This is a genomic window from Paenibacillus sp. Y930 (assembly GCF_056786375.1).
Genome location: NZ_JBXCIX010000001.1, coordinates 864,614 through 891,462, shown reverse-complemented (window position 1 = coordinate 891,462; position 26,849 = coordinate 864,614). Strand labels below are relative to the sequence as shown.

Here is a 26,849-nt window from a genome sequence, read left to right as displayed (position 1 = left end):
ACCTTCTCATTGTTGCTACAGTACGAATCTTATTAATTGCTAATGTTAGAATTATTCAGTATATGATCGTTAAACTCCTGCAAAATATTAGAAAAAATACAATTAGTAACTTATATTGAGATATGATTATGCTAATTAGTTGAGGGGGTTGAATAAATGTAGCTTGTGTATTATAGCTAAGAAGAAAGGTTCATTCCATGAATCAGAATGGACCTTTCTATTTATATGATATCTAATCAAGTAGTTTGATCTTTCATATGAGGACAGTAAAGATCCATAAGTCTTACCGTTTCTTGATCCAGATTTTGATCTCTATCAACTAATTGCTCACTTACTTTTTTGATTTTTTTCTCAGACCAGTTTTGTCCGAATTTGAACTTACTCGTCATCGTTTCCACACGAATTTTAACGATGGCAGCAGCCGTGACCTGTTTTGCATATCCTTGATCGGAAGGAATAATTGCATCGTAGCCGCCTTCTGGCTGTAGCTTTTCCATAAATGCAGTAAATACATCACATTTCACTTGAAGATCATGAACAACTTCAGCTTGACCTCTAAATAGTACGGATTTGAAAAATGCGGTTGCAGGACAAGCATATTTTGGATCATTCATATAAGAGGGGATGATCGCGTATTCTTTGGCCACAGAGAAGCTGACCTTTGAATTGGCTGCAAGAGTAGACATTTTCTCACCGATTTTACTTCCATGAAAATAAATATCTCCGTTGTAATATACATAGTTAAGCGGTGTAATGTTGGGATAGCCGTCTTCTCCGATCGTCCCCAGGAAACCAAAAGTCATTTCTTCAAGAAAAGCAATGACGTCCTCGATATTTTCATCACCCATAGCAAACTCTTTTCTTCTCACGAACAATCACCTCTACATTAGTAATGAGATTTATTGTATAACTAGAAGAGACAATTAAAAAGGTCCAATTTATAATCTTTTTACTGTACCACTTTAGAGGAGTGAGCAAGTTGGAGCTATATTTGCCTTATTATAAATATTTTGAGCAGTATGGTCACAAAAGTGATGCTTTATTTCATGCGTTGAAAGCAGGGATATTGAGTGGCACTATTTCAGCGGGGACGAAACTCCCTTCGAGTAGACAATTGGCTTCGACATACGAATTATCTCGTGGCACCGTTAATGTAGTTTATGAGCGATTGCATTCGCAAGGGTTTGTTCGAAGTGTAATGGGAAGCGGGACATTCGTTATCTATCATCAACTTGATGTTAACGATAGTTCACTTAAGTTGCCTGTAAATGATGCTGAATTGTCAGATTGGGGCAAACGTTTAGTAGAAATTGAACTTCATCGAGGAGAAGTTTCGCAAGTTCAACGTGGAAGTGCTGATCCTATATCCTTCACTTTAGGACAAGTAGACGTAAGACATTTTCCAGTTCATGAATGGAATCGACTAATGTTTGGGCAAGTGCGAGAACAATATAAGAAGGAAAGTATCGATGCCTATTCTTCAGAGGGACATGCGCCATTGCGAGAAAGTATCGCGCAGCATTTACATACATTTAGAGGGATAAACGTTAATGTTGACAATGTTGTTATTGTTAATGGTTCTCAGCAAGCGATCGCTTTAATCATCCAATTGCTAATTAATGAAGGTGATGCTGTAGCAATGGAAAATCCTCATTACGTTGGGTTACGCAATGCTGTGCACTCTGTTGGAGGGAAGGTTCATGCTTTTCCTGTAGATAATGAAGGGATTGTATTTACTACTAGTACAGCTTGCTCATACAAACTATTAATTGTTACACCCAGCCGTCAATTCCCGAAAGGTGTTGTTCTTAGTATGGAGAGAAGACAACAGCTTTTGCAGTGGGCTGAGGAAAATAATGCATACATTATTGAGGACGATTATGACAGTGAATTTCGCCATTATGGAAGAGCGAATGAACCGTTAAAGTCTTTAGATCGGAATGGAAGAGTCATCTATATCGGCACATTTTCAAAAACTATGATGCAAAATATTAGACTTGGCTATGCTGTATTACCAGATGCATTGAAAAATTGGTTCACGATTGCTAAGAAGGTGTACGAAAGACATCCTAGTTCCATTATTGAACAACGTGCACTTGCGGACTTTATGAATACGGGGTTATATGATCGACATATTAGACGGATGAAGCGGATATATCGTAAAAAAGCGGAGCTATTATTAAAACTTCTAATGGAGCAGATGCAAGATATTTTAGAGCTTTATCCAATCGATGCAGGCTTACATATTTATGCAAGATGGAAAGGGACGGAAGTGGAGTTTGAGCCGTTTCTAAGACGTTGTGAACAATTGAATGTGCAGGTAGCAGATGTAAGAGGGTCTTATCTAGGGGATAGTGAACAAGCGTTTTGTCTAGGTTTTGCTCATCTAGATGAGCAGCAAATTACGGATGGTGTCATGCGCATGGTAGAGGCGCGGAGCAATGTTGGGGTTGTCCAGAATGTCCAATCCAAATAAAAGTCCAACCAAACTTAAAACCCAAGAATGTTGGTTTAACAGCATTCTTGGGTTTTATTTATATCCAATCAAAAATGCGAAAACTAAGCAAGATTACTGTTCAAGCTAGTTTCAAACGTATCAATAATAACGAGGAAATGTTCTGCTTCGCGAAACACATGATCTGCTAGTAGTGGATGAATAATGCTTTTAATGCGGCAGGCTTCAATTAAGTCTTTAGCAGTCTTTTTGAAGTCACGAAGCGATGTAACGGACACTCTATTTTGATCAAGGAATTGATCAAGCAGCGGCACTGTTTGCGCTTGCGGACGCATCGAGCTTAAATCCTGTGCTTGAAATAGTAATTGGTCAAATTCCTGACTGAAGTTATTAGCTTGTTCTACGAGCTGACGCTCAGAAGGATCGAGTAAGTGACTAATGAATTTGGCGTGATCGGCCATGATTTTGAGGAAGAACACATTTTCATTGATGATCGCATCAGGTAAAGGCTCTAATCGTCCTGCATTTAATTCTGATAAGCGGTTTCGGAAATAATTAGCTTCCCTACTAACATGATCAACGAGTAGCGGGAAGTTATTGGCACCAGGTAACTGACATGTAACGATTAGACCAAGTACTTTTCTTTTGAAGGCCCAAATATAAGAAACGGCAGTATGGACGTCTTCATTGAATTTTCTAATTACATTAGGATCTGTTCCGAATGTAAGAGCATTAGCTTTATTTTCGATAGCCTCGAACGTGGAGTAAAATTGGTTCGCTTCATTAATCAATTGAGTATCGTCACATCTGAAACCTAATCTAAGAAAGAGCGAATGTTCCTTCATGATCCGTGACCAAAACCTTATTTCTTCCAAGGAACGAACGACAAACTGATCGGCCAATGACAACATCTCCTTTGTAAGTTCAATCATTTAAGACTATATGTAAAGGGATTTCGTCCTATGTCTGTCATCATTAACGATTCGAAGTGAAGATAACGAAATTGGAATTTTTTAAAAGTTGCATATATAACGTTTGTTTGGTGTATAATAAAATAAGAACAAGTGTTCGTAAATGGAGGATGGTGTTAGGGATGTCAACTCATGAGCGCTCTATACTCCTTGTAGACGGCCAATCATTTTATGCGAGTATTGAAAAATCTGCCCACCCCGAATACTTGACGAAGCCAATTGCTGTAGGCAATCCAGAACGTCGATCAGGCATAATATTAGCGGCATGTCCGATTGCTAAAGCACGTGGTGTATCGACGACTATGAGGGCGAGTGAAGCGCTAGCTTTATGTCCTGAGCTTGTTATCATCAAACCACGTATGCAACGTTATATTACAATTTCATTGTTAATTACGAGAATATTTGAGACTTTCACTGATTTGGTGGAACCATATTCTATCGATGAGCAATTTTTAGATGTTACCGGGTCTATGGGGATGTATGGGTCTGCCGAAGAGATTGCACGACAAATACAGCATAAAGTTATGTTATCAACCGGAGTATGGTCTAGGGTTGGAATTGGTCCTACGAAAATTTTAGCTAAGATGGCAACAGATAATTTTGCCAAACAGATGAGCGAAGGGATATTTCGTTTGGATCAAAGCAATATTGAGCAGCAGCTATGGCCTTTGCCAATCGATAAAATGTTTATGGTAGCATCACGTATGACCAAGCGATTTGTAAGGCGTGGGATTCATACAATTGGCGACATTGCAACAATGGAACTACCTGATTTCAAACGGATCATGTCTAAAATTATGGGCAAGCAAAGCGACATTCAAGCTGAATATTACTGGCAAACGGCTAGAGGGATTGATCCTAGTCCAGTCGTTTCATCAATATATGGAAAACCTAAGTCAATAGGTCATGGCAAGACGCTCAAAGCTTCGTTGTACAGCCAAAAGGAGGATATCGAGGTTGTATTACTCGAACTCTGCATTGAAGTATGTAGTCGAGCGCGGAGACTTGGATATCAAGGAAGAGTCGTAACCCTTGCTGTAGGCGAGACAGATGATAACCGGAGATATACATTTAATCGTCAAGTGACTTTATGTCATTTTACATCCATTACGCATGAGCTTATCACAGTTGTATCGCGGTTATTTAATGAAAATTGGAGAGGTTTTGCAGTGAGCCATATTGCGATATCGCTTACGCAGTTAACGGGAGACGATGCGCAGCAACTCGATCTATTCAATGATCGTGCTAAAGTATATGAGCTGGAGAAGGCTGCAGACCATATCAAAGATCGTTTCGGAGAAACTGCGATTATGCGTGCATCGTCTTTATTAGACGCAGGGGTAGCTCGTGAAAGAGCAGGACAGATCGGAGGGCATTTTAAATGAGTAAATTGGATGGTAATGAGCGGTGGAAGTCGAAAATGCTTCTGACCGAGCACAAGGAACAATATGATCAACGGGACAATAATAAATTAACGGGCAGACCTACGCCAGAAGAGCTGACGAAGATTCGAGACTATATTATACTGCCACATATGATTACGATGATCAAAAAGTGTATGGACGATATGGCACTCTCACATATTGCTTTAAAGGGAGTAGTTATGAGATGCTTAGAGACCATCATGTTCCGCGTTTCCGACGATTACTATGTGCTAAAGAGAGAATTGAAAAAACAAAACATAGAAGTAGTTAGTGAAGAGACGAATGATGGTATCCTTTATTTTCGATATTATTGTAGAGGATATGAAGAAAGGTTTGGCATTGTTAGAGAAGCAATGCGTTCTGCGATAAGCATTAGGATGACCAAATATACAGAGGAGCTTGGAATCAAACTGAGAACGGGGAAAGAGTAACATGGAGGAGATAGTATGGCAAAGTATAAGGGGACGAAACGACCTACTAGGGATGAAATGATTTTGGAGGATATGGGCGAGCGCCTAGTCGAAGCCTATCAAGAAGAAGTAGAGCTGCAGCTGGAGGTTTGGAATTGGGACGAATCGGTCATAGGGAAAATAGTAAAATTAGATTCACGAACAAGACTTGTCCACGTTGAAGGAGATGGCAAGCTAACGAAAGTGCCCTTCATGGATATTATGGAGATCAATAATGCTAACTAGTTTGAAACAATATAGATGAGCTTGTTGACCATATGGTAGCGAGTTTAAGAGAAAAATAAAAAAAGTCTTGCGTAGGGCGCGGCGTTGTGATATATTATTTCTTGTGCCGCGTCTCAGTAGCTCAGTCGGATAGAGCACTCGCCTTCTAAGCGAGTTGTCGCAGGTTCGAATCCTGCCTGGGACGCCATTACTATTCCATTAAAGATTATCATATAGAAAAAACGCCTAAACCTTAGCAATAGCAACGGTTTGGGCGTTTTTTATTTTGTGAGAATAAGCGAAAAATACGTTCGAACACGATGCTTTTCGGAGTTTTCTTGCCCATTTACTACACAAAGTCAGCTAAGCTCTCTTTAATGTTAAGTAACTCAGGCAACTTATCGAAAAATATATCAACGATCGCTGGATCGAAATGCTTACCGCGTTCTTCACGGAATAATGCTATTATTCTATCGATATCCCAAGCAGGCTTGTACACTCGTGCAGTACTTAATGCATCAAACACATCAGCGACTGCTGTAATTCTTCCGAAGAGGTGAATTTCTTCTCCTGTTAGGCCGTGAGGATAACCTGTCCCATTCCATTTTTCATGATGCTGCTCTGAGATAATAGCGGCGGTATGAAGCAGCTTGCGCTGTGATGATCCGAGTAGCTGCTGACCGATTAAAGTGTGGGTTTTCATAATCGTATATTCATCTACTGTGAGCTGATCAGGCTTGTTCAAGATATTATCTGGAATAGCTATTTTGCCAATATCGTGCATAGGCGATACGTCACGAAGCAACTCTGCCTCAGCTTGACTCAGTCCGCAGCCAAGCGCTAAAATATAGGAATATGCAGCAACACGCTTAACGTGATTAGCGGTTTCGCGTGAACGCAGCTCGCTAATTTCTCCCATGACGGAAATCATTTCGCGTTGTGTATCGATAATTTCTTGATGCAATAGAAACGTTTCTAACGACTTACCAGCATAAGAAGCTGCAAGCGTCAAATATTCTAAGTCTTGATCGGAAAAAACAGCGGCTTCCGTCATTTTATTAATTGCTTGATAGGCGCCGATAATTATATTGTCACTGTTGCGAAAAGGAACTGTAATCATTGATGTTGTGCGATAGCCAGTACGCAAATCATTTTCTATGTTGTGCCGCGAATCAAGATAAGCATCTTCAATAACGATAGGAATGCCTTGTGCGACTGCCGAGCCGACAATACCTGATCCGGACATAATTCTAATTTCATTAACGCCGTGTGCTACGGTTGTATAGAGTTCATTGTTGTCATGATCAATGAGCCAAACGGAGCAGCGATCAGCAAGAATCATTTCTTTTCCCATATTAGCCATTAGCATAAGCAGGTCTTGGAGATTGTGGGATGCAGGGATTTTTTCCACATAGCTGAAAATAATCCGCAGTAAACGTTCAGGTGTATGTTCAGTGATCACAATGCGTTCCCCTATCTTCTGCATTTTTTTCGACTACATACTACAATAATTCTCCAAAAAGTGATAAAATCCTGTTTATTACTAAAGAAAAGACAGTTGCCAGGTCAGTGTTCATGGTATAATTTGACGAAAGAAAAATAAAAGTCGTTTCTCAGCTAATCATTAGGTGGTGTTAATATTTCCGATAATAGTAATAAAGAACAGAACTTTTCTGAAAATATATTTTTATTTCCAGCGATGCTTGACCAACATCAAATTCAATTGACTAAGCTGCTGGAAGGTGAGCAGTTTGAAGAAGCCAAAGATTTATTGAAGTTTTTATTGCGCTGTCAAGGTGATGAACGTCAACATGCTATCGAGTGGGGAAATCTTCTTAATTGGCTAGAAGAATCGTTTCCGTCTGTCGATGAGGCAGATGGACTTGAGCATGAAGACTTAGAGGAACAATTTAGAAGAGCTGCGTTAAGTGATTATGGTTCTACTAATTCTACAGAAGCTGCGGCTAAACTTATGGAAACTCTAAAGTCGTCAATACCGATGGATCAGCAAATGCTCACGCTTGAGCGTGCAACGTATTTGGACGCTCCTGAATTAAATGAACAGTTGATTAATTGGCTCCAAGAGGCTACACTAACCTCTGCGGTACAATTTAAAGCATTACAATGCTTGAAAAAAAGAGGTTGCTCTGGTACCGTACAACTGAATCGCATGGATGAAACAGTACATCTTCTCATTGAAGAAACTCCATTATCAATGAATGAATTTCCGGATTCTGTCAATGCTATATTAGACAAAGCGATGTTAGCACTCGAACAAGTGGATGTAACAATGCCAATATTAGTTACTGAGCTATGGTTAGAATGTTTACAATGCATATATGGTACGCGTAGTTATGGATGGATGTTGAATGAAGAAGAGTACATTGAAGATTGCTTTGCTGCTGGATTACATCATACGATGCAACTCATTGTTTATGGGTATGCCGTGGATGACGATATCCGTGAAACATATGGAATTACGAATGAATATCGCTTCCGATATGAGCAAGCTAGTCGAGTAATTCGTGAGGTAGCTCTATACTTGCAAGATATCGATTAATTATTACCTTGAAAATAATGATTAACTTGTATATAATAGAGTGGTTTATTAGACGTGAAAACATACAATGCATGAGCATTTTGGAGGGGAAAGCATAAAATGAAAGCAACTTGGGAAAAAATAGAATCAAATACAGTATCAATCAACGTAGAAGTGGATGCTGAGAAAGTATCAGAATCATTAGATCAAGCTTTCAAGAAAGTTGCAGCACAAGTAAATGTACCTGGATTCCGTAAAGGTAAAGTACCTCGTTCAATCTTCGAATCAAAATTCGGAATTGAAAGCTTGTATCAGGATGCAATTGATATTATTCTTCCTGGCGCATATTCTGCAGCTATCGAAGAAACTGGCATTCAACCAGTTGATCGTCCAGAAATCGATGTAACTCAATTTGCAAAAGGACAAGTATTCATCTTTACTGCAAAAGTTACAGTTAAACCAGAAGTAACTCTAGGTGCTTACAATGGCGTAGAAGTTGCTAAAGTTTCTGCTGAAGTTACAGAAGAAGAAATCGCTGCTGAATTAGAGCGTCTACAACAACGTCATGCTGAGCTTAATGTTGTTGAAGAAGGTGCTGCTGAGAATGGTGACGTTACTGTAATCGATTTTGATGGTTATGTAGATGGCGTTGCATTTGAAGGTGGTAAAGCTGAACGTCATTCTCTTGAACTAGGTTCAGGTTCATTCATTCCTGGATTCGAAGAACAAGTAGTAGGTATGCAACTTGGTGATTTCAAAGATGTTGAAGTAACATTCCCAGAAGGTTACCAAGAAGAAAGTCTAGCTGGTAAAGTAGCAATTTTCAAAGTTAAGTTGCATGAGCTTAAACGCAAAACGCTTCCGGCTCTTGATGATGAGTTTGCAAAAGACGTAAGTGAATTTGATACTCTAGAAGAGTACAAAAAAGATCTTGCAAGCAAGCTACAAGAAAACAAAGTAAAAGAAGCAGCTCAAGCTCAAGAAGCAGAAATTATCGCTAAAGTTGCGGAAGCAGCTACTGTAGAAATTCCTGCAGCAATGGTAGAAACTGAGCAAAACTATATGCTACAAGATTTCGAAAACCGTCTAAGCTCTCAAGGTATGACTCTAGATCTGTACTACCAATTCTCTGGTCAAAACGAACAAGTGCTTCGTGACCAAATGAAGGGTGACGCAGAAAAACGCGTACTTAACAATCTTGTATTAGAAGCAATAGCTAAAGCTGAATCTATTGAAGTATCTGAAGAGGATATTAACGAGGAACTAGCTAGCCTTTCTACAGCTTACAACCGTCCAGCTGAAGAAATTCGTGAAATCTTCACGAAAAATGGCAACATAGAAAACTTGACTGAGGATCTATTGCTTCGTAAAGCAATTAAATTCCTAGTTAGCAATAGTGTAGCTGTTTAATTTGTACAACATATAAAGCAGAACATAAGAGATAAGGCACGTAAGTATACGTGCCTTATTTTTGAACGATGGACTTGCTAATGAAGTTTCTGCTTACATAATATACATATAGCTTTTGAATGACCGTATACATATGAGTAATAAGATTAAAAGTAGTGACGGAATTGATTGAAAAAATGACATCACTTCTCCAACGTGATACAATAAAAGTGTTCACATTAAGTCTAAGATGAAAGAAGGTTGATCGCATGAACTTAGTTCCAATCGTTGTAGAACAGACGAATCGTGGGGAAAGATCTTACGATATTTATTCTCGCTTGCTTAAAGATCGTATTATTTTTCTTGGTAGTGCGATTGATGATGATGTTGCGAATGCAGTAATTGCTCAATTGTTATTCCTAGCTGCGGATGATCCTGAAAAGGATATCCATCTCTATATCAATTCACCTGGTGGTTCAGTGACAGCAGGTATGGGTATATTTGACACTATGCAATATATCAAGCCAGAGGTGAGCACAATCTGTATGGGGATGGCTGCAAGCATGGGCTCTCTACTACTTACAGCAGGTGCAAAAGGCAAACGTTTTGCGCTTCCTAATGCGGAAGTGATGATTCATCAGCCGCTTGGTGGTATTAGTGGTCAAGCTACAGATATTAAGATTCATGCGGATTGGATACTTAAAACGAAGCATAAGCTCAATCAAATCTATGTAGACCGTACTGGTCAACCATATGAGAAGATTGATCGTGATACCGATCGTGATTACTTCATGAGTGCTCAAGAAGCTTTGGAATATGGATTGATAGATAAGGTGATTACTTCACCTATAGTTTAATATTGGAATGAAGGGGTGAATGCATGTTTAAGTTCAATGATGAGAAAGCTCAATTGAAATGTTCTTTCTGTGGTAAATCGCAAGAGCAGGTACGCAAGTTAGTTGCAGGCCCTAGCGTTTATATATGTGATGAATGTATCGATCTTTGCTCTGAAATCGTAGAGGAAGAGCTTGGACAAGAAGAAGAAGTGGATCTGAAGAATATTCCGAAACCAATGGAAATTCGTTCGACACTTGATTCATATGTTATTGGTCAAGATTTTGCCAAAAAATCATTATCCGTAGCGGTGTATAATCACTACAAACGTGTGAATACAGGCAGTAAAATTGAGGATGTTGAGTTGCAGAAGAGTAATATTTTACTATTAGGACCTACAGGTTCTGGTAAAACATTACTAGCGCAAACGATGGCTCGTATTTTGAATGTACCATTTGCTATCGCTGATGCTACGTCTCTAACTGAAGCTGGTTATGTAGGTGAGGATGTTGAGAACATTCTTCTGAAATTAATCCAAGCTGCTGATTATGATGTGGAAAAAGCTGAGCGCGGTATTATTTACATCGATGAGATTGATAAAGTAGCACGTAAATCTGAAAACCCATCGATTACACGTGATGTATCTGGTGAAGGTGTTCAGCAAGCGTTGCTTAAAATTCTTGAAGGTACAGTAGCTTCTGTTCCTCCACAAGGTGGACGTAAACATCCACATCAAGAATTTATTCAAATTGATACGACGAATATCTTGTTCATCTGTGGTGGTGCATTTGACGGTCTTGAATCAATCATTAAACGTAGAATTGGTAAAAAAGTGATTGGTTTTAACTCTACTGGTGAAGTTCAGAAGGATCTGAAACCAGGTGAGTATTTGTCTATGGTGTTGCCTGAGGATCTATTGAGATTCGGCTTGATTCCTGAGTTTGTTGGGCGTCTCCCTGTTATTTCAACTCTAGAGCCGCTAGATGAGCCAGCATTGGTGCGTATTCTTTCCGAACCGAAAAATGCACTAGTGAAGCAATATCAAAAATTGCTTGAGCTTGACAATGTGAAGTTGGAGTTCCAAGCAGAGGCACTTGATGCGATTGCGAAAGAAGCAATTAAGCGTAATACAGGTGCTCGTGGTCTTCGAGCGATCATTGAAGGGATCATGCTTGATTTGATGTATGAAGTTCCATCTCGTGAAGATGTAACGACTTGCGTCATAACTGAAGATACAGTAACGAGTAAAATTGTTCCGGAACTTAGCCAACCTGAAAAAAAGGATAATAAGAAGGAAGAAAGTGCTTAACGTTACTTGAATACAGACAAAGTAACCACCTCATGCTGTGCATTATCAGAGCAAGAGGTGGACTTTGCCATTTATGGGAGAGATAACTATGTACTTACGTCAGAACACCGTACCTGTCAAAGTTGGTAATCTAACAATTGGTGGAAGTAATGAGGTTCTTATTCAAAGTATGTGTACAACAAAGACGGCTAATGTGGAAGCTACCGTTGCAGAAATATTACGTCTTGAGGAAGCTGGATGTCAATTAGTTCGTGTTACCGTTAACAATATGGAAGCGGCAGATGCGATCAAGGAAATTAAGAAACAGATTAATATTCCTCTAGTTGCTGATATACATTTTGATTATCGTCTTGCTTTACGTGCCATTGAAAATGGGATTGATAAAGTACGTATTAATCCAGGTAATATTGGTCGCCGCGAGAAGGTAGAAGCAGTTGTTGCAGCTTGTAAAGAAAAGGGTATCCCGATTCGAATCGGGGTTAATGCGGGATCACTCGAAAATCATTTGCTAGAAAAGTATGGTTATCCTACTCCAGAAGCAATGGTAGAAAGTGCGATGTATCATATTGGTATTCTAGAAGAATTAGACTTCCATGATATTATCGTATCTTTGAAAGCTTCAGATGTTCCGATGGCAATCAAAGCGTATACTATGGCTGCGGAAGTTATCAAATATCCACTTCATCTTGGTATTACCGAAGCGGGTACATTGAATGCTGGAACGATCAAAAGCTCAGCAGGTATTGGTGCATTGTTAGCGCTAGGTATTGGTAATACATTGCGTATTAGCTTATCTGCGGACCCTGTCGAAGAAGTTAAAGTTGCTCGTGAGCTACTGAAAACATTTGGCTTAATTACGAATGCAGCAACGCTTGTATCTTGTCCGACATGCGGTCGTCTTGATATTGATCTGTTCTCAGTTGCCAACGAGGTAGAAGAGTATATATCTAAGATAAAGGTACCTATCAAAGTGTCTGTACTAGGCTGTGCGGTTAACGGTCCTGGTGAGGCTCGTGAGGCTGATATCGGCATTGCAGGTGCGCGTGGTGAAGGCATGCTGTTCCGTTATGGAGAGATGATTCGTAAAGTACCTGAGGCAGAATTGCTATCAGAACTGAAGAAGGAAATCGATGAAATTGTACGTGTGTTCGAAGAAACAGGAGAAATACCTGGTCGTAAAGAGCATATAAAGCACTAATAATAAATATGAGCCCTAGTGACTGCAAAGTCGCTAGGGTATTTTTATATGTGCGCCGTACAAAGCGCGTAATTAGTTATAGTTAAATGGTATTTCACGGTACAATAGTGAATATACGTTTATAAAAGGACATCTTAGATAGATCTCGATAAAATGCTTATGCATTGGAAAGGAGAGATAAGATGGATTTCGGATTGTCTATATTTTGGTATTTGATTGCTTATATCGTAGTTACGCTTGTTGGTATATTACATACTTGCTTCAATGGATATGTGCTCAAGATGGATAAAGATAATACTAAACCGATTAACTCGATGTACGATATTAAGTCTTATGCTGCTACAGTAAAGTATCATGCACTTTATAATATTGTGTTATGGCCAATTGCCGCATATTATTATTTCGTCAAAGTACAACCAGATAATCTATGGTTAGAAGCCTTAATTATAGGGATATCATGGATGCTTCTGACGATCATTATTGATCTAATTGGATGGGTACTTATTCGTCATCCTTGGGCTATGACTTGGAAAGAGATGTACGTAGATTATCAGCCGTGGATAACATTAATTTATTTAGCTATTTTCGTGAGTGCTTTTGTAGGCGCTGTGTTCATTTGAAGCGAAGCGTAATCGGCATCGGAGCTACCATTTATCAGTTATCAAGCACAAGCTCATTTTGTGAACTTGCATTAATAGAGGGCGTTACTTAATTGCATGCATAATGCAATTAAGTAACGCTTTTTTTGTTGTCTCTCCGCTTAAAGTAACAAAAATACGTTTTCTCTTCCCAACCAAGATTATTCCATCTGCTAGAAGGTAATACTATGGAATACGGGAAAGTTTAATAATAAGAGGAGTGGGGTTAATAATGAATATGAGCGTATTGTTAATGATTATTCAAGTGTTTTTTGCTGTCGTAATTGGATTATATTTCTTCAATCTATTACGTAATCAGAAGATGAGTAAAGTAGCAGTAGATAAGGAATCACGTAAGGAAATGGACAAACTTCGCAAGCTTCGTTCAATTTCGTTAACGAAGCCCTTAGCTGAGAAAACAAGACCGCAATCGCTGAATGATATTGTGGGACAAAAGGATGGTCTAAAGGCTCTTAAAGCTGCGCTATGCAGTGCTAATCCGCAGCATGTCATCATCTACGGTCCTCCAGGAGTAGGCAAAACAGCAGCGGCACGGGTTGTGCTAGAAGAAGCGAAACGTAATCCATCGTCACCATTTTTACCAACTGCCAAATTTACAGAAATAGATGCTACGACTGCACGCTTTGATGAAAGAGGTATTGCAGATCCTCTAATTGGCTCAGTCCATGATCCAATTTATCAAGGGGCTGGGGCAATGGGTGTAGCAGGTATACCACAGCCAAAAGCTGGTGCGGTTACGAAGGCGCATGGTGGAATTCTATTTATTGATGAAATAGGTGAATTACATCCTGTCCAGATGAATAAGTTATTAAAGGTACTAGAAGATCGCAAAGTCTTTCTGGAAAGTGCCTATTACAATTCAGAAGATAGTCATATTCCTAGCTATATTCATGATATATTTCAAAATGGATTGCCTGCGGACTTCCGCTTAGTCGGAGCGACAACTCGTTCGCCGCAAGAAATTCCACCTGCTATTCGCTCGAGATGTATGGAAGTATATTTCCGTCCGTTACTTGCTGATGAGGTGGCGGAAGTTGCTGAGAATGCTGTTGTGAAAATTGGTTTTGCACCTTGTCCTGAAGCGATTGATGTTGTAAAGCAGTATGCAACGAATGGACGTGAAGCTGTTAATATTATTCAGCTTTCGGCAGGGCTTGCATTATCTGAAAAAAGAGATAAAATTACGGCGATGGATATTGAATGGGTTGTTAATAGTAGTCAAATACCACCAAGACCAGAACGTAAAGTTCCATTAGTTCCGCAAATTGGCTTTGTAAATGGGCTAGCGGTATATGGTCCAAGTATGGGGGCGTTGCTTGAAATTGAAGTAAGTGCTATTCCGGTCGCTAAAGGGAAAGGCCAATATATTATTACAGGTGTCGTTGATGAAGAGGAGCTGGGTGGTGGCTCTCGTACGTTAAGAAGAAAAAGTATGGCCAAAGGATCTATCGAAAATGTAATGACCGTGCTTCGTTTGAAAGGTCTTAATCCACAGGACTACGATCTACATATTAATTTCCCTGGCGGTTCACCAGTTGACGGACCATCAGCAGGAATTGCTATGGCCACAGCGATTACGTCAGCAATATTGAATGCGCCAATCGATAATCGCCTAGCGATGACTGGTGAAATTGGGATACATGGCAATGTAAAGCCAGTTGGTGGTGTGCTAGCTAAGGTGGAAGCAGCCTTCCAAGCTGGCGCAGTTCGTGTTATTATTCCTAGAGAAAACTGGCAAGAAATATTTGCTGACCTGAATGGCTTGCAAGTTATTCCGGTTTCTCGCATTGAGGAAGTGCTTTCGCATGTATTTCCAGAATTAGCACAATGGAATGATGAGGATCAAACAGAGCAATGGAAGTTGAATTTGTTCAGTGCTCCAACATATCCATATTTGCAGGCGGAATCATATGAGTGATAAGATGTTAGAGAGTATGTAGAATGGAGGTGCTGGAATGGGTTCTAGCAAAACAAAAACACGCCGAATTCCTTTGCTCCCTCTTAGGGGCTTACTTGTCTATCCCAGCATGGTGCTTCACTTAGATGTGGGAAGGGATAAATCTATCCGCGCGCTTGAAAAGGCGATGCTTGATGATCAAAATATTTTACTAGTATCTCAAGCTGAGGTGAATATTGAAAACCCGCTTGAAGAAGATATTTTCAGAATAGGTACGATTGCAAAAGTGAAGCAAATGCTGAAGCTTCCTAATGGAACTATTCGAGTGCTAGCGGAAGGATTGGTTCGTGCCGAAATTCAAGATTATCTTGATAATGAACAATATTATGAGGTTGTCGTGAAGGAATTGCCTGAACCAACAGAGCAAACGCCGCAGGTGGATGCATTAATGCGTTCGGTGCTGAGCCAATTTGAAAATTATGTTTCACTCTCCAAGAAAGTAACGCCTGAAACCTATGCAGCAGTATCTGATATTGAAGAAGCGGGACGTCTTGCCGATGTGATTACAAGTCATCTAACTCTGAAGATTAAAGATAAGCAAAAAATTCTTGAAACGACTGATGTAGAAAAACGTCTTGAAGCATTACTTGATCTCCTTAACAATGAGCGCGAAGTACTTGAGATGGAACGTCAGATCAATCAGCGTGTGAAAAAACAGATGGAAAAAACGCAAAAGGAATATTATTTGCGCGAACAGATGAAGGCGATTCAGAAGGAGCTTGGTGAGAAAGAAGGTCGCCTTGGTGAAACTGAAGAGCTGCGTATTCAGTTAGAAGAGGCTCAGCTTCCTGAATCGATTGCCGAGAGGGTTAATAAAGAAATAGATCGTCTTGAGAAAATGCCACAATCTTCAGCAGAAGGGGGAATCATTCGTAATTATATCGACTGGTTGCTTGCTTTGCCGTGGCATAAGTTAACGGATGATGATCTGGACATTGTTCATGCTGAGCAAATTTTGAATGACGATCATTACGGGCTTGAAAAAGCGAAGGAACGTGTGCTAGAGTATTTGGCTGTGCAAAAGCTGGTGAAAAAGCTGAAGGGACCAATCCTTTGTCTTGTAGGACCGCCAGGGGTAGGTAAAACTTCTCTAGCGAAATCTATTGCGAAGTCGCTTGGTCGTAAATTTGTCCGTATTTCTCTAGGCGGCGTGCGTGATGAAGCGGAAATTCGCGGGCATCGTCGTACATATGTTGGTGCTATGCCAGGTAGAATTATGCAAGGAATGAAGTCTGCTGGAACGAAAAATCCAGTATTTCTACTCGATGAAATTGACAAGATGGCATCCGATTTCCGTGGTGACCCTTCTTCCGCATTACTAGAGGTGCTAGATCCAGAGCAGAACTCTACGTTCAGCGATCACTTTGTAGAGGTTCCGTTTGATTTGTCATCCGTTATGTTCGTAACGACAGCTAATTCCTTACAGACCATACCACGTCCATTGCTTGATCGTATGGAAATTTTACAAGTGCCTGGCTATACCGAGCTAGAGAAGCTAGAGATTGCCAAGCGCTATCTATTCCGTAAGCAACGTGCTGATCATGGATTGCAGGAGGAACAGTTGACGATCGATGATGAAGCGATTAGTTTCATTATTCGTGAGTACACTCGTGAGGCTGGTGTGCGAAACCTTGAGCAACAGATTGCCGCATTATCTCGTAAGGCGGCGAAAGCTTTCGTCTCTGATGAGCAACTGCAAACCATCCATATTGATCGTGAGAAGGTGAAGCTATCGCTTGGACAACCGAGGTTCCGATATGGTATGGTTGATGCTCAGAATCAGATTGGGGCGGTTACAGGGCTAGCATGGACGGAAGTTGGTGGCGATACACTTGTGATCGAAGTTTCAACAATGACTGGTAGCGGTAAGCTTAATCTAACGGGTAAGCTTGGTGATGTGATGAAGGAATCTGCGCAAGCAGCATTCAGCTACATCAGAGCGCATGCCAAAGAGCTTGGAGTAGCACCGGATTTCCATGAAAAGCTAGATATTCACATTCATATTCCGGAAGGTGCAATACCTAAGGATGGACCTTCAGCTGGGATAACAATGGCAACAGCACTTATATCAGCACTTAGTGGTCGCTATGTATCCAAAGAAGTTGCAATGACAGGGGAAATAACATTAAGAGGTAGAGTATTGCCAATCGGTGGTTTGAAAGAAAAATCATTAGCAGCACATCGAGCTGGTATTAAAAAGGTGCTTATACCTATCGATAATATAAGAGATCTTGATGATATTCCAGAAAGTATAAAGCAAGAGGTAGAGTTTGTTCCTGTCGCTCATCTAGATGAAGTGCTTGCGCATGCTTTAGTAGCAAACGAGAATGAGGAGCAATAACATGATAAAAATTAAAGATACTCAATTTATAATTAGTGCCGTACGCCCTGAACAATACCCAGATAATGGCTTGCCAGAAATTGCTCTGGCAGGTCGTTCTAATGTCGGGAAGTCCTCATTAATTAATAAGATGATTATGCGTAAAAACTTAGCGCGTACGAGTTCACAGCCTGGTAAAACGCAACAACTGAACTATTACCGAGTAAACGAAGATATTTATATTGTTGACTTTCCTGGTTATGGTTATGCGAAAGTATCCAAGAAGCAGCGTGAAGAATTTGGTATTATGATCGAAAGATATTTACAATCTCGTGAGCCGCTAGTATTGCAGCTTCTAGTTATCGATATTCGTCATGAACCATCTAAAGATGATCAGTTGATGTATCAATGGCTGAAGCATTATGAGATCCCCACCTGTATCGTTTGTACGAAAGCTGATAAAATACCGCGCTCCAAATGGGACAAACATATGAAAATGATCAAAACTACGCTTGGCGCTAGCTCGAAGGATCGAGTTGTACTATTTTCTTCGGATACTGGGCTTGGTCGTGATGAGCTATGGGGTCATATTATGCAAGCGATCGAAGATGCTGGAATGTCTTTACCTGTGGAAGATGGGGTAGTAGAGCCAACGGAAGCGGAAATAAAAGATTCTGTATCAATTGTTGAAACGATTGAAGATCAACAATAATGTAGTAGTGTTTTTCGCAATATTAATTTAGTAGATTTATATTTTTCGGCAAACAGGGTAGGATTCACGAGAACTTCTTAATAATTAGTAAGCATTATGAGTGATTGTTCAAGAAATTTTGCGATAATTCCGTTATTTCGTGAAATATGATGGAATTTCATGTATGGGGAGCAGGAATATAGAACGCAAATCTCGTATAATATAACATATAAGCATGTATTCGGCCTTTCTGAGTTCTAAGATATTCTTCATCTACTTGGAAAGCGAAGAATTGAGGAGATTTTTATGGCTAAGCGGATAGCCACAGAGTATGTTAATGCAAGGTTTGAGTTAAGTAGTTCTGAATTATCGAAGTTTATTATTTTTATGGAGGAGCAACAATTGCGCCTTCAGGTACTCATTCTTGAGAATGGTAACCAATCACTGGTACTAGAAGATGTAGCTGGACACGAGGCGATTCGTATGACGTTTGAACGTCATTATGATGAATATGTATGTGAACTTACATGCCGAATTGTCGAACTAAAGCTGACTAATGCAATGCGAAAAGCGGTATCCGCATTCCGTGGCAGTGCGATTGTCAATCGGATTTATAGTCATTATACGATGGAATATCATTATAAGAGTGGCAGTGTTCACCGTATCATTGAGAAGAATGATAAAGGTGAGCGCACGGTATTCGAGAAAAAGAATACCGTTCAAAAGCTACAACGTGTATTTGATAGTCGTTTAATTGAAAGAGAAATTAAGCTTATTTATCAAGCGATTGATGAGTGGCTAGAGCTTCGAAATCAAGTAAGCAACGATCTAGAGTTGAACAATATTGATGAGCAGTTGAAAGCATTAACGTTCAAATTATTCACGTTGGAAGCAAACTGAGCATAGTACACGTAAAAACGAGCGGGGTAATAACCTGCTCGTTTTTTCTTATCAGTCAACAAATTAGTAGTGCATGATAATGTTTTGTTAAAAGTAAAGAATGGAAAAAAATGAACGAATATTGAGAAATGAGTAGCAATATTTAGCTATCTTGAGTAAATTAGAGAGAGACTAGAAATATTATTAAAACTTACAGAATTTTTACAAAAAAACTATTGCAATTATCTCTATAAGATGTTATTTTTATTCTCGTTGAAAACAAATTGGTTGTTCAAAATTAGGAACCAGGATTCACTCAGGACATTGTAATGTTACGAGAGATTATACCCTCGAGAAGTGAATGACGTAGGTCCTAGCGGATGAAATTTTTCAAACATTTTATTCCTAGGAAGGGGGAACCGAAGGATGGAATATTCTACTTTCGGAAGACACGTTGCTGTTGATGCATGGGGTGTCGATTTTGATTTGCTAAACAGTGCAGAGGTATTACAATCTCACATGGTTGAGGCAGCGGAGGCTTGTGGAGCTACAGTGCTATCTGTTCAATCAAAACAATTTGAACCTCAAGGCGCAACGGTACTTGTGCTGTTGTCAGAGAGCCATCTCTCGATTCATACGTATCCTGAAAGAGGATTTGCTGCACTGGATTGTTATACTTGTGGCGAAACAGTAGATCCACAGGTAGCAATCGATTATATGCTTTCAGTGCTTAAGCCACAAACAACACATGCTAAGAAACTAGTTCGTGGTATGGGTGAGCTTCAAATCGTTGAACCTGAACTAAAACAAATTGAACTAGTATAAGATTGCAGATATGGCCATGGACGAAAGTCTATGGCCTTTTCCTATGGAGCGATTGTGATATTGAGAACAATAGGTATAATACATCGATATAATTCGAATAATAGTCAAATATAGAGGAATTTGCGAAATATTATTATGCTATACTTATTATAAATTATTGGCTTTACATTTCGGGAAGGGGATCACCATGCATATTATTGTTGTCGGCTTGAACTATCGGACCGCAGCTGTCGAAGTTAGAGAACGCTTCGCATTGGCTGAAGAACAATTAACAGAAGCACTTATAAAGTTGAAAAGCACAACGAGTATTATGGAATGTGTGATTGTCGCAACTTGTAACCGTACTGAGATTTATGCGATCGTTGATCGTGCACAAATCTGTGGTCATTATGTTAGATTATTTATGGAACAATGGTTTGGTCTGCCACGTGAGCAGTTCACAAACAGTTTATATATGTATGAGGATCATGAAGCAATCGAACATTTGTTCAAAGTAACAAGTGGTCTTGATTCGATGATTATTGGTGAAACGCAAATACTTGGACAAGTGAAGCAAGCATTTCTTGAAGCGCAGCAGTTGAAAACAACGGGGACTGTGTTTAATATGCTGTTTAAGCAAGCGGTCACGCTAGCCAAACGTGCTCATTCTGAAACGAGAGTTGGTGAGCTTGCTGTATCTGTTAGTTATGCTGCGGTAGAGCTAGGCAAACAAATTTTTGGTAACTTCGCTAATAAGCGAGTGATGATTTTTGGCGCTGGTGAAACTGGAGAGTTAACGGCGAAGCATTTGCATGCCAATGGTGCATCTCAGATTAATGTCGTCAATCGAACATTGGAGAAAGCGAAGCAATTGGCTGCTCAATTCGATGGTATTGCTTATAACTTTGAACAAGCGAATGAGCAGATGCAGCATGTCGATATTATGATTAGCTCAACGGCTGCTAAGCAATTCGTGCTGACGACTGTAGATGTACAAGCTATTATGGCGAAGCGTCGTTCTAAGCCATTATTTATGATTGATATTGCTGTGCCTCGAGATTTTGATCCGAACATCGCAACAATAGATAATGTTTTCCTATATGATATTGATGATTTGCATGGGATTGTCGAAAGTAATCTAGCGCAACGTGAGCAGGAAGCGACGAAGATTAATGTGATGATTCAAGAAGAAATTGCCTTGTTCGATAGCTGGTACAAGACACTAGGTGTTGTTCCGCTTATTCGCGGTCTACAAACGAAAGCAGCTAAAGTGCATGAAGAAACAATGGTAAGCTTGTCTAATAAGTTGCCTAATCTGTCTGAACAAGAGCTGAAAGTTATTCGTAAATTGACGAAGAGTATGGTCAATCAGATGGTTCAGGATCCTATACTACGCGTGAAGGAATTAGCTGGAACCAAAAAAGCAGATGAAGCAATGGATTTATTCGTACAGTTATTTGATTTGAAAGAGCAATTAGACGAGCTAGAAAAAGCAGAGCAGAAAGTACAAGAGCCAGCTATACAGGATCGCTCACAGTTTGTCCGTTCTGCCAAAAAACTTGCTGCGCTTGTACGCTCTTAACAAAAGGTTTATTGCCCTATCGTTTCGAACAACACAATGAAGTAGAACACAGGGTGGTGCAGTGATGGATATGGATCTATGGATATATGATATTTTTATATATATTTATGCCCTGAGTCTATTGTTTTATTTTTCTGATTTTGTTTCTGAGAATCGGAAGGCAAAACAACTAGGCACAGGGCTACTTGTTTTTGTGTGGTTGCTTTCTGGAGCATTTCTAATCTTCCGGTTACTAACGGAATTAAGACTACCGCTGTTTCAATTTACTACCTTTGATATATTGCAATTGTTTTCGTGGATATTAATTACGGTATCATTTATTATTAGCAGATATTATAAGATCGATTTGATTGTGTTTTTCGTCAATGTTATTGGGTTTTCAGTGTTTGCCCTTAATATGTATAGTTCTCCGAAAGAAGGGCGTTCGCTTGAACTATGGCAAGCTACCCAAGAATTGCTTTATGTACATATTAGTCTTGTTATTAGCGCTTACGCAGTGTTGACGATCGGGGCTTTGCTATCGATCATGTATCTGGTGGTGCATCATAGCTTGAAACGTAAAAAATGGACCAAATGGTTGCGTAGATTTCCGAGTCTAGAAGTTATGGATCGTTCGAGTGAAAGAATGGTTATTATCGGAGTTCCACTATTGATTATGTCGTTGGCAATTGCAACGATTTCATTAGTCGTGGAAGGTAGGGCATATATGCTGTTAGATATTCAGATTGTCACTTCACTTTGTGCGCTTGCTATTTATGGATATTTTATTTATCAGCGTTCTGTTAATCAGCGATCGGGACAAAAGATTGCCAAGTTGTATTTACTAGCGTACGCATTTCAACTTATTAATATGTTTTCGAGTGAGTTTTCGTCATTCCACTAAATGTGCAGGAGGAGATGGTTATGGAGCAAAACTCTCTGTACTATCCCATAATGGTTAATTTGCATCATCATCAATGCCTCGTCGTTGGTGGGGGTGTGATTGCTACTCGTAAAGTTACAGGATTACTTGCAGGAAATGCTAGCTCAGTTACTGTTGTCGCACCATATATTAGTGAGCCATTGCAAGAGTTATTACTTCTTCACGAATCATTAACTTGGATTCCGTCGATGTATAATGAAGTATTAGTACAACAGTTCACTATCGTGTTTGCAGCAACGGATCAAGATGAACTGAATCGCACTATTACTACGGATGCCTTGAATAAAGGGAAATTGGTGTGTAATGTCAGTGCAGGCGAGCAAGGAAGCTTTATAACACCAGCGATCATTCGTGAAGGTCAACTCACATTAGCAATTTCAACTTCAGGAACGAGTCCTGCCTTAACGAAGCATTTGAAGCGTGAGCTAGAGGCTCAATTTGCTAAACCGTATGCGAACGCTTTACAATTAATGTCACGCCTTAGAGTTGATCTGGAGCGGGATAATATTGACTTAACGATCAGGGCTCGAATTACCGAGCAGGCATTGCAAGAGGTGCTTCAAGTTTCTCCAACAGAGTATGAGATGTGGTATAGAAAACTACGACAGTGATCATAGAGGTGGTTCAAAACATTCACTTGTGATCACGATGACTATGCTAACGTAGCTTAGTCGACATCGAATATGAAGCGAATGAAGTCATACATAGTGAAGGCGAGGAATTAGCGATGGAAGCTAGAATTATTAAAGTTGGTACACGTCAAAGTCAGTTGGCGTTAACGCAATCAGGACAAGTCATTAAGCAGCTTGAAGAAATCTGTAGGGTACATGATTTACCGTACACATTTGAAATACATAAAATTATTACAAAAGGTGATCAAATTCTTGATGTCACATTATCTAAAGTTGGCGGTAAAGGATTGTTTGTTAAGGAAATCGAGCAAGCGCTACTTGATGGCGTAATCGACATGGCGATACATAGTATGAAGGATATGCCTTATAAGCTTCCAGAAGGGCTTATTAACGGAGCTGTGCCGAAACGTCTATCTCCACAGGACTGCCTTGTTATGCGTGGTGTTGATACGTTTGAGGACCTGCCGCAAGGTGCAAAAGTTGGTACAAGTAGTTTACGTCGCAGTAGTCAGTTAAAGCATGCAAGACCAGATCTTGATCTGCAATGGATACGCGGAAATATTGATTCTCGTATTCGCAAATTAGAAACGGAAAACTTCGACGCGATTGTTCTTGCAGCTGCAGGACTAACAAGAATGGGCTGGCAAGATAAAATATCAACGCTGCTACCGCTAGATGTATGTGTACCTGCCGTTGGGCAAGGAGCATTAGGGATTCAGTGCCGCCAGAAAGACGATATCGTTGTGAAATTGTTACAAATATTGAATGATGCTGATTCTGCTCTAACGGTTGCTGCTGAACGCAGTTTTCTGGGCACGCTAGAAGGTGGTTGTCAAGTACCGTTAGGTGCACATGCAACCATTGTTGAACGTTCAGCAGATGCGGTAGTGCTAGAATTGACAGGTATTGTCGGTTCACCAGATGGTAAAGTATTGTTGAAAGAAATTCGTCGTGGTACGGATGCTATACAATTGGGAGCAGAAGTTGCCCAGTTGCTGTTAGATGGTGGGGCACGTGAAATCTTAGCAGAAATTGAGGTTTAATGCGATGAATAAGGGGAAAGTATATTTGGTCGGTGCTGGGCCGGGAGATCCCAGACTAATTACCGTCCGTGGTATGCAATGTATAGAGCAGTGTACGGCAATTGTATACGATCGCTTAGCAAGTCCGAGATTGCTTAGATATGCACCGGATCATGTGAAGCGAGTATATGTAGGTAAGCTGCCGGATCGACATACGATGAAGCAGGAAGATATTAATCAATTACTCGTTGATCTTGCACTTGAAGGTCATACGGTAACGAGATTGAAAGGTGGCGACCCAACTATTTTTGGTCGTGTTGGGGAAGAGGCAGGATTGCTCCGCCAGCATAATATTCCGTTTGAGATCATTCCAGGTATTACTTCTGCGATCTCAGTTCCTGCATATGCAGGTATTCCTGTTACGCATCGAGATCACGCTTCATCATTATCGATTATTACTGGGCATGAAAGTGCTGATAAGCTAGATGTTTCAATTTACTGGGATAAAGTTACGAATGCTACGGGTACGTTATTATTTCTAATGGGTGTTGCTAAGCTTGAATATATTGCTAGTCAATTGATGAAGCATGGTCGTAGTAGCGATACACCAATAGCTTTAGTGCGCTGGGGGACAACGCCTGAGCAAGAGACCATCGTCGGTACGCTAAGTACAATTGCCGAGCAGGTTGCTGATGCGGGCTTCAAATCTCCAGCTATCATCATTGTTGGTGATGTCGTAAAACAACGCGAGCAATTGCAATGGTATGAACGCATGCCATTATTCGGGATGCGTATACTTGTTACTCGTGCTAGGTCGCAAGCTAGTGAATTTGCTTCACTTATTGAGGATCTTGGTGGCGAACCTTGCGAATTCCCTGTCATCCAAGTGAAGAAAAGCTCACTACCTGAGCAAGTTGAAGCTATAGAACAAAACTTATTGCAAGCCCAGCGATATGATTGGCTTGTATTTACAAGTGAGAATGGTGTTCACTATTTCTTCGAATGGTTGAAGCAATATAAAGTAGATATACGTCGCTTCAGTGCTGCGAAGATAGCGGCTGTTGGACCTAAAACTAGCGAAGCGCTTTACGAACGTGGCTTGATTGTTGATCATCAGGCAGCTCGTTATGATGCTGAAGGTTTGGTCGAGACATTAGAGCAATTTGCATCAGCGGGACAACGAATGTTATTGCCTAGAGGTGATCTTGCACGTTCCGTTCTACCCGAGCAGTTACGTGCTAAAGGTATTATTGCTGATGAGATTAGCATATATGAGACAGTCGTGGCAGCGCAGCAGGAGCCACTTGTGTTTGAATGGTTGAAAGAAAAACATATTCATATGATCACGTTCACAAGTTCCTCAACGGTGAAAAATCTAATAACGGTATTGAAGCAAGGGGGAATTGACGATCCTATAGCGTTGCTGAAGCAATATCCGCTTGCAAGTATAGGACCGATTACTTCAGCTACCATTCGTGAATATGGTCTTGAGGTTACACTAGAAGCTGAGGAAGCGACTGTTGAATCGTTAACTGCCGCACTCGTACAATATCGTGGACGATTAACTCAACAATAATGGAGGCGAGCAAGATGACATTTCCAATAATCAGAAATCGCAGATTACGTCGTTCTACTGCATTGCGTAGTATGGTACGAGAAAATAGATTGCATGTTGAAGATCTTATCTATCCTATATTTGTTACACATGGTCAAAATGTTCGTGAAGAAATACCATCTATGCCAGGCGTTTATCATCTATCGATGGATCAATTGAAGCTGGAAATCGAGGAAGTTGTGACACTCGGAATCAAATCCGTGCTAGTGTTTGGTGTCCCTAACTATAAAGATGCTGTCGGTAGTTCGGCATATGATGATAATGAAATTGTTCAGCAGGCGATCAAAGCGATTAAAGTATGGGCTCCTGGACTCGTTGTTGTAGCCGATACATGTCTTTGCCAATTTACAGATCATGGTCATTGTGGTGTTGTTCATCTTGATCAAGCGACGCAAATAGCAACAGTCGATAATGACGCATCGCTTGATTTGCTAGTGAAGACGGCCGTATCACAAGCGAAAGCAGGAGCTGATATTATTGCCCCATCTAATATGATGGACGGCTTTGTTACTGCTATTCGTCAAGGGCTTGATGAAGCGGGTTATGAAGATATTGCGATTATGTCCTACTCCGTAAAATATGCTTCGGCATTTTATGGTCCGTTCCGCGATGCCGCTCATTCAGCGCCACAATTCGGTGATCGCAAAACGTATCAGATGGACCCTGCTAATGCTTTGGAAGCATTGCGAGAGGCTGAAAGTGATGTAGCAGAAGGGGCTGATTTCCTGATGGTGAAGCCAGCGCTAGCCTATCTTGATATTGTGCGAACATTGCGTGAACAATTTGATCTACCAGTTGTTGCTTACAACGTAAGTGCTGAATATTCGATGGTGAAAGCAGCATCTAGCAATGGTTGGGTTGATGAAAGATCAATTGTATTGGAAACACTGCTAAGCATGAAACGTGCAGGAGCATCAATTATTATTACTTATCATGCCAAAGATGTAGCGAAATGGTTGAAGGAGGAGTAGAA

24 protein-coding genes and 1 tRNA gene are annotated in these 26,849 nt (G+C 40.3%); 22 read left to right on the top strand and 3 right to left on the bottom strand.

Features of this window, described 5'->3' with window-relative positions:
* Positions 1 to 236 precede the first annotated feature (236 nt).
* Positions 237 to 869, bottom strand: a complete 633-nt coding sequence (locus AC1TO5_RS04250) for a pyridoxamine 5'-phosphate oxidase family protein (RefSeq protein WP_482061527.1) — start codon at positions 867 to 869, stop codon at positions 237 to 239.
* Positions 870 to 979: 110 nt separating this feature from the next.
* On the opposite strand from AC1TO5_RS04250, the gene pdxR reads away from it, so the two are divergent.
* The gene (gene pdxR, locus AC1TO5_RS04245) at positions 980 to 2,476 is read left to right on the top strand and encodes a MocR-like pyridoxine biosynthesis transcription factor PdxR (RefSeq protein ID WP_482061526.1); all 1,497 of its coding nucleotides are present in this window, start codon (positions 980 to 982) and stop codon (positions 2,474 to 2,476) included.
* Positions 2,477 to 2,559: 83 nt separating this feature from the next.
* On the opposite strand, the gene AC1TO5_RS04240 is transcribed toward pdxR, so the two are convergent.
* Positions 2,560 to 3,357, bottom strand: coding sequence for a DUF2935 domain-containing protein (locus AC1TO5_RS04240; protein ID WP_482061525.1), 798 nt, complete (start codon positions 3,355 to 3,357; stop codon positions 2,560 to 2,562).
* A gap of 191 nt (positions 3,358 to 3,548) precedes the next feature.
* On the opposite strand from AC1TO5_RS04240, the gene AC1TO5_RS04235 reads away from it, so the two are divergent.
* The 4 genes from AC1TO5_RS04235 to AC1TO5_RS04220 all read left to right on the top strand — a co-directional run bounded on the left by AC1TO5_RS04235 (position 3,549) and on the right by AC1TO5_RS04220 (position 5,732).
* Positions 3,549 to 4,811 (top strand): DNA polymerase IV, encoded by a 1,263-nt coding sequence (locus AC1TO5_RS04235; protein WP_482061524.1) that lies wholly within the window; start codon positions 3,549 to 3,551, stop codon positions 4,809 to 4,811.
* Entirely contained in the window at positions 4,808 to 5,281 is a 474-nt protein-coding gene (locus tag AC1TO5_RS04230; protein WP_482061523.1) for a YhjD family protein, read from the top strand. The genes AC1TO5_RS04235 and AC1TO5_RS04230 overlap by 4 nt, the downstream gene beginning before the upstream one ends.
* Before the next feature lie 15 nt (positions 5,282 to 5,296).
* On the top strand, positions 5,297 to 5,545 hold the full coding sequence (locus tag AC1TO5_RS04225) for a YolD-like family protein (RefSeq protein WP_482061522.1): 249 nt from the start codon (positions 5,297 to 5,299) through the stop codon (positions 5,543 to 5,545).
* A gap of 110 nt (positions 5,546 to 5,655) precedes the next feature.
* Positions 5,656 to 5,732, top strand: a tRNA-Arg gene (locus AC1TO5_RS04220).
* A 141-nt stretch (positions 5,733 to 5,873) separates the two neighbouring features.
* Here the strand turns inward: AC1TO5_RS04220 and AC1TO5_RS04215 are convergent.
* Positions 5,874 to 6,986: an HD domain-containing phosphohydrolase gene (locus AC1TO5_RS04215; RefSeq protein ID WP_482061521.1), complete on the bottom strand. Its 1,113-nt coding sequence runs from the start codon at positions 6,984 to 6,986 to the stop codon at positions 5,874 to 5,876.
* Between the two features lie 237 nt (positions 6,987 to 7,223).
* On the opposite strand from AC1TO5_RS04215, the gene AC1TO5_RS04210 reads away from it, so the two are divergent.
* The 17 genes from AC1TO5_RS04210 (at position 7,224) to hemB (ending at position 26,847) form a co-directional block, all read left to right on the top strand.
* The gene (locus AC1TO5_RS04210) at positions 7,224 to 8,084 is read left to right on the top strand and encodes a hypothetical protein (protein WP_482061520.1); all 861 of its coding nucleotides are present in this window, start codon (positions 7,224 to 7,226) and stop codon (positions 8,082 to 8,084) included.
* Between the two features lie 99 nt (positions 8,085 to 8,183).
* Positions 8,184 to 9,473 carry a trigger factor gene (gene tig / locus AC1TO5_RS04205; RefSeq protein ID WP_482061519.1) on the top strand — a complete coding sequence of 430 codons (1,290 nt, stop codon included), beginning with the start codon at positions 8,184 to 8,186 and terminating at the stop codon, positions 9,471 to 9,473.
* A 248-nt stretch (positions 9,474 to 9,721) separates the two neighbouring features.
* Positions 9,722 to 10,309, top strand: a complete 588-nt coding sequence (gene clpP, locus AC1TO5_RS04200) for an ATP-dependent Clp endopeptidase proteolytic subunit ClpP (RefSeq protein ID WP_482061518.1) — start codon at positions 9,722 to 9,724, stop codon at positions 10,307 to 10,309.
* A gap of 23 nt (positions 10,310 to 10,332) precedes the next feature.
* Positions 10,333 to 11,595, top strand: a complete 1,263-nt coding sequence (gene clpX / locus AC1TO5_RS04195; RefSeq protein ID WP_482061517.1) for an ATP-dependent protease ATP-binding subunit ClpX — start codon at positions 10,333 to 10,335, stop codon at positions 11,593 to 11,595.
* 88 nt (positions 11,596 to 11,683) lie between these two features.
* On the top strand, positions 11,684 to 12,793 hold the full coding sequence (ispG, locus tag AC1TO5_RS04190) for a flavodoxin-dependent (E)-4-hydroxy-3-methylbut-2-enyl-diphosphate synthase (RefSeq protein WP_482061516.1): 1,110 nt from the start codon (positions 11,684 to 11,686) through the stop codon (positions 12,791 to 12,793).
* Between the two features lie 182 nt (positions 12,794 to 12,975).
* Positions 12,976 to 13,413 (top strand): hypothetical protein, encoded by a 438-nt coding sequence (locus tag AC1TO5_RS04185; RefSeq protein WP_482061515.1) that lies wholly within the window; start codon positions 12,976 to 12,978, stop codon positions 13,411 to 13,413.
* A gap of 250 nt (positions 13,414 to 13,663) precedes the next feature.
* Complete coding sequence (gene lonB, locus AC1TO5_RS04180) at positions 13,664 to 15,370, top strand: ATP-dependent protease LonB (protein WP_482061514.1); 1,707 nt, start codon at positions 13,664 to 13,666, stop codon at positions 15,368 to 15,370.
* A gap of 37 nt (positions 15,371 to 15,407) precedes the next feature.
* Positions 15,408 to 17,750, top strand: coding sequence for an endopeptidase La (gene lon / locus AC1TO5_RS04175; protein WP_482061513.1), 2,343 nt, complete (start codon positions 15,408 to 15,410; stop codon positions 17,748 to 17,750).
* 4 nt (positions 17,751 to 17,754) lie between these two features.
* Positions 17,755 to 18,441 (top strand): ribosome biogenesis GTP-binding protein YihA/YsxC, encoded by a 687-nt coding sequence (gene yihA / locus AC1TO5_RS04170; RefSeq protein WP_482061819.1) that lies wholly within the window; start codon positions 17,755 to 17,757, stop codon positions 18,439 to 18,441.
* Positions 18,442 to 18,726: 285 nt separating this feature from the next.
* Positions 18,727 to 19,320: a non-ribosomal peptide synthetase module gene (locus AC1TO5_RS04165; protein ID WP_482061512.1), complete on the top strand. Its 594-nt coding sequence runs from the start codon at positions 18,727 to 18,729 to the stop codon at positions 19,318 to 19,320.
* 405 nt (positions 19,321 to 19,725) lie between these two features.
* A complete protein-coding gene (gene speD / locus AC1TO5_RS04160; protein WP_482061511.1) occupies positions 19,726 to 20,124 on the top strand; it encodes an adenosylmethionine decarboxylase in 399 nt (132 codons plus the stop codon).
* A gap of 187 nt (positions 20,125 to 20,311) precedes the next feature.
* Entirely contained in the window at positions 20,312 to 21,685 is a 1,374-nt protein-coding gene (gene hemA, locus AC1TO5_RS04155; RefSeq protein ID WP_482061510.1) for a glutamyl-tRNA reductase, read from the top strand.
* Positions 21,686 to 21,749: 64 nt separating this feature from the next.
* On the top strand, positions 21,750 to 22,568 hold the full coding sequence (locus AC1TO5_RS04150) for a cytochrome C assembly family protein (RefSeq protein WP_482061509.1): 819 nt from the start codon (positions 21,750 to 21,752) through the stop codon (positions 22,566 to 22,568).
* 20 nt (positions 22,569 to 22,588) lie between these two features.
* Positions 22,589 to 23,218: a precorrin-2 dehydrogenase/sirohydrochlorin ferrochelatase family protein gene (locus AC1TO5_RS04145; protein ID WP_482061508.1), complete on the top strand. Its 630-nt coding sequence runs from the start codon at positions 22,589 to 22,591 to the stop codon at positions 23,216 to 23,218.
* 116 nt (positions 23,219 to 23,334) lie between these two features.
* Positions 23,335 to 24,282, top strand: coding sequence for a hydroxymethylbilane synthase (hemC, locus tag AC1TO5_RS04140; RefSeq protein ID WP_482061507.1), 948 nt, complete (start codon positions 23,335 to 23,337; stop codon positions 24,280 to 24,282).
* Between the two features lie 4 nt (positions 24,283 to 24,286).
* The gene (gene cobA, locus AC1TO5_RS04135) at positions 24,287 to 25,837 is read left to right on the top strand and encodes a uroporphyrinogen-III C-methyltransferase (protein WP_482061506.1); all 1,551 of its coding nucleotides are present in this window, start codon (positions 24,287 to 24,289) and stop codon (positions 25,835 to 25,837) included.
* A gap of 14 nt (positions 25,838 to 25,851) precedes the next feature.
* On the top strand, positions 25,852 to 26,847 hold the full coding sequence (gene hemB / locus AC1TO5_RS04130; protein ID WP_482061505.1) for a porphobilinogen synthase: 996 nt from the start codon (positions 25,852 to 25,854) through the stop codon (positions 26,845 to 26,847).
* Positions 26,848 to 26,849 lie beyond the last annotated feature (2 nt).

Bases quoted from the DNA above. Each gene is read 5' to 3' on its own strand.
- AC1TO5_RS04230 (WP_482061523.1), top strand. From the start codon at position 4,808: ATGAGTAAATTGGATGGTAATGAGCGGTGGAAGTCGAAAATGCTTCTG.
- hemC (WP_482061507.1), top strand. From the start codon at position 23,335: ATGGAAGCTAGAATTATTAAAGTTGGTACACGTCAAAGTCAGTTGGCG.
- clpP (WP_482061518.1), top strand. From the start codon at position 9,722: ATGAACTTAGTTCCAATCGTTGTAGAACAGACGAATCGTGGGGAAAGA.
- speD (WP_482061511.1), top strand. From the start codon at position 19,726: ATGGAATATTCTACTTTCGGAAGACACGTTGCTGTTGATGCATGGGGT.
- ispG (WP_482061516.1), top strand. From the start codon at position 11,684: ATGTACTTACGTCAGAACACCGTACCTGTCAAAGTTGGTAATCTAACA.
- hemB (WP_482061505.1), top strand. From the start codon at position 25,852: ATGACATTTCCAATAATCAGAAATCGCAGATTACGTCGTTCTACTGCA.
- AC1TO5_RS04235 (WP_482061524.1), top strand. From the start codon at position 3,549: ATGTCAACTCATGAGCGCTCTATACTCCTTGTAGACGGCCAATCATTT.
- tig (WP_482061519.1), top strand. From the start codon at position 8,184: ATGAAAGCAACTTGGGAAAAAATAGAATCAAATACAGTATCAATCAAC.
- AC1TO5_RS04165 (WP_482061512.1), top strand. From the start codon at position 18,727: ATGGCTAAGCGGATAGCCACAGAGTATGTTAATGCAAGGTTTGAGTTA.
- AC1TO5_RS04185 (WP_482061515.1), top strand. From the start codon at position 12,976: ATGGATTTCGGATTGTCTATATTTTGGTATTTGATTGCTTATATCGTA.
- lonB (WP_482061514.1), top strand. From the start codon at position 13,664: ATGAATATGAGCGTATTGTTAATGATTATTCAAGTGTTTTTTGCTGTC.
- AC1TO5_RS04225 (WP_482061522.1), top strand. From the start codon at position 5,297: ATGGCAAAGTATAAGGGGACGAAACGACCTACTAGGGATGAAATGATT.
- AC1TO5_RS04210 (WP_482061520.1), top strand. From the start codon at position 7,224: ATGCTTGACCAACATCAAATTCAATTGACTAAGCTGCTGGAAGGTGAG.
- lon (WP_482061513.1), top strand. From the start codon at position 15,408: ATGGGTTCTAGCAAAACAAAAACACGCCGAATTCCTTTGCTCCCTCTT.
- AC1TO5_RS04145 (WP_482061508.1), top strand. From the start codon at position 22,589: ATGGAGCAAAACTCTCTGTACTATCCCATAATGGTTAATTTGCATCAT.
- AC1TO5_RS04150 (WP_482061509.1), top strand. From the start codon at position 21,750: ATGGATATGGATCTATGGATATATGATATTTTTATATATATTTATGCC.
- hemA (WP_482061510.1), top strand. From the start codon at position 20,312: ATGCATATTATTGTTGTCGGCTTGAACTATCGGACCGCAGCTGTCGAA.
- cobA (WP_482061506.1), top strand. From the start codon at position 24,287: ATGAATAAGGGGAAAGTATATTTGGTCGGTGCTGGGCCGGGAGATCCC.
- clpX (WP_482061517.1), top strand. From the start codon at position 10,333: ATGTTTAAGTTCAATGATGAGAAAGCTCAATTGAAATGTTCTTTCTGT.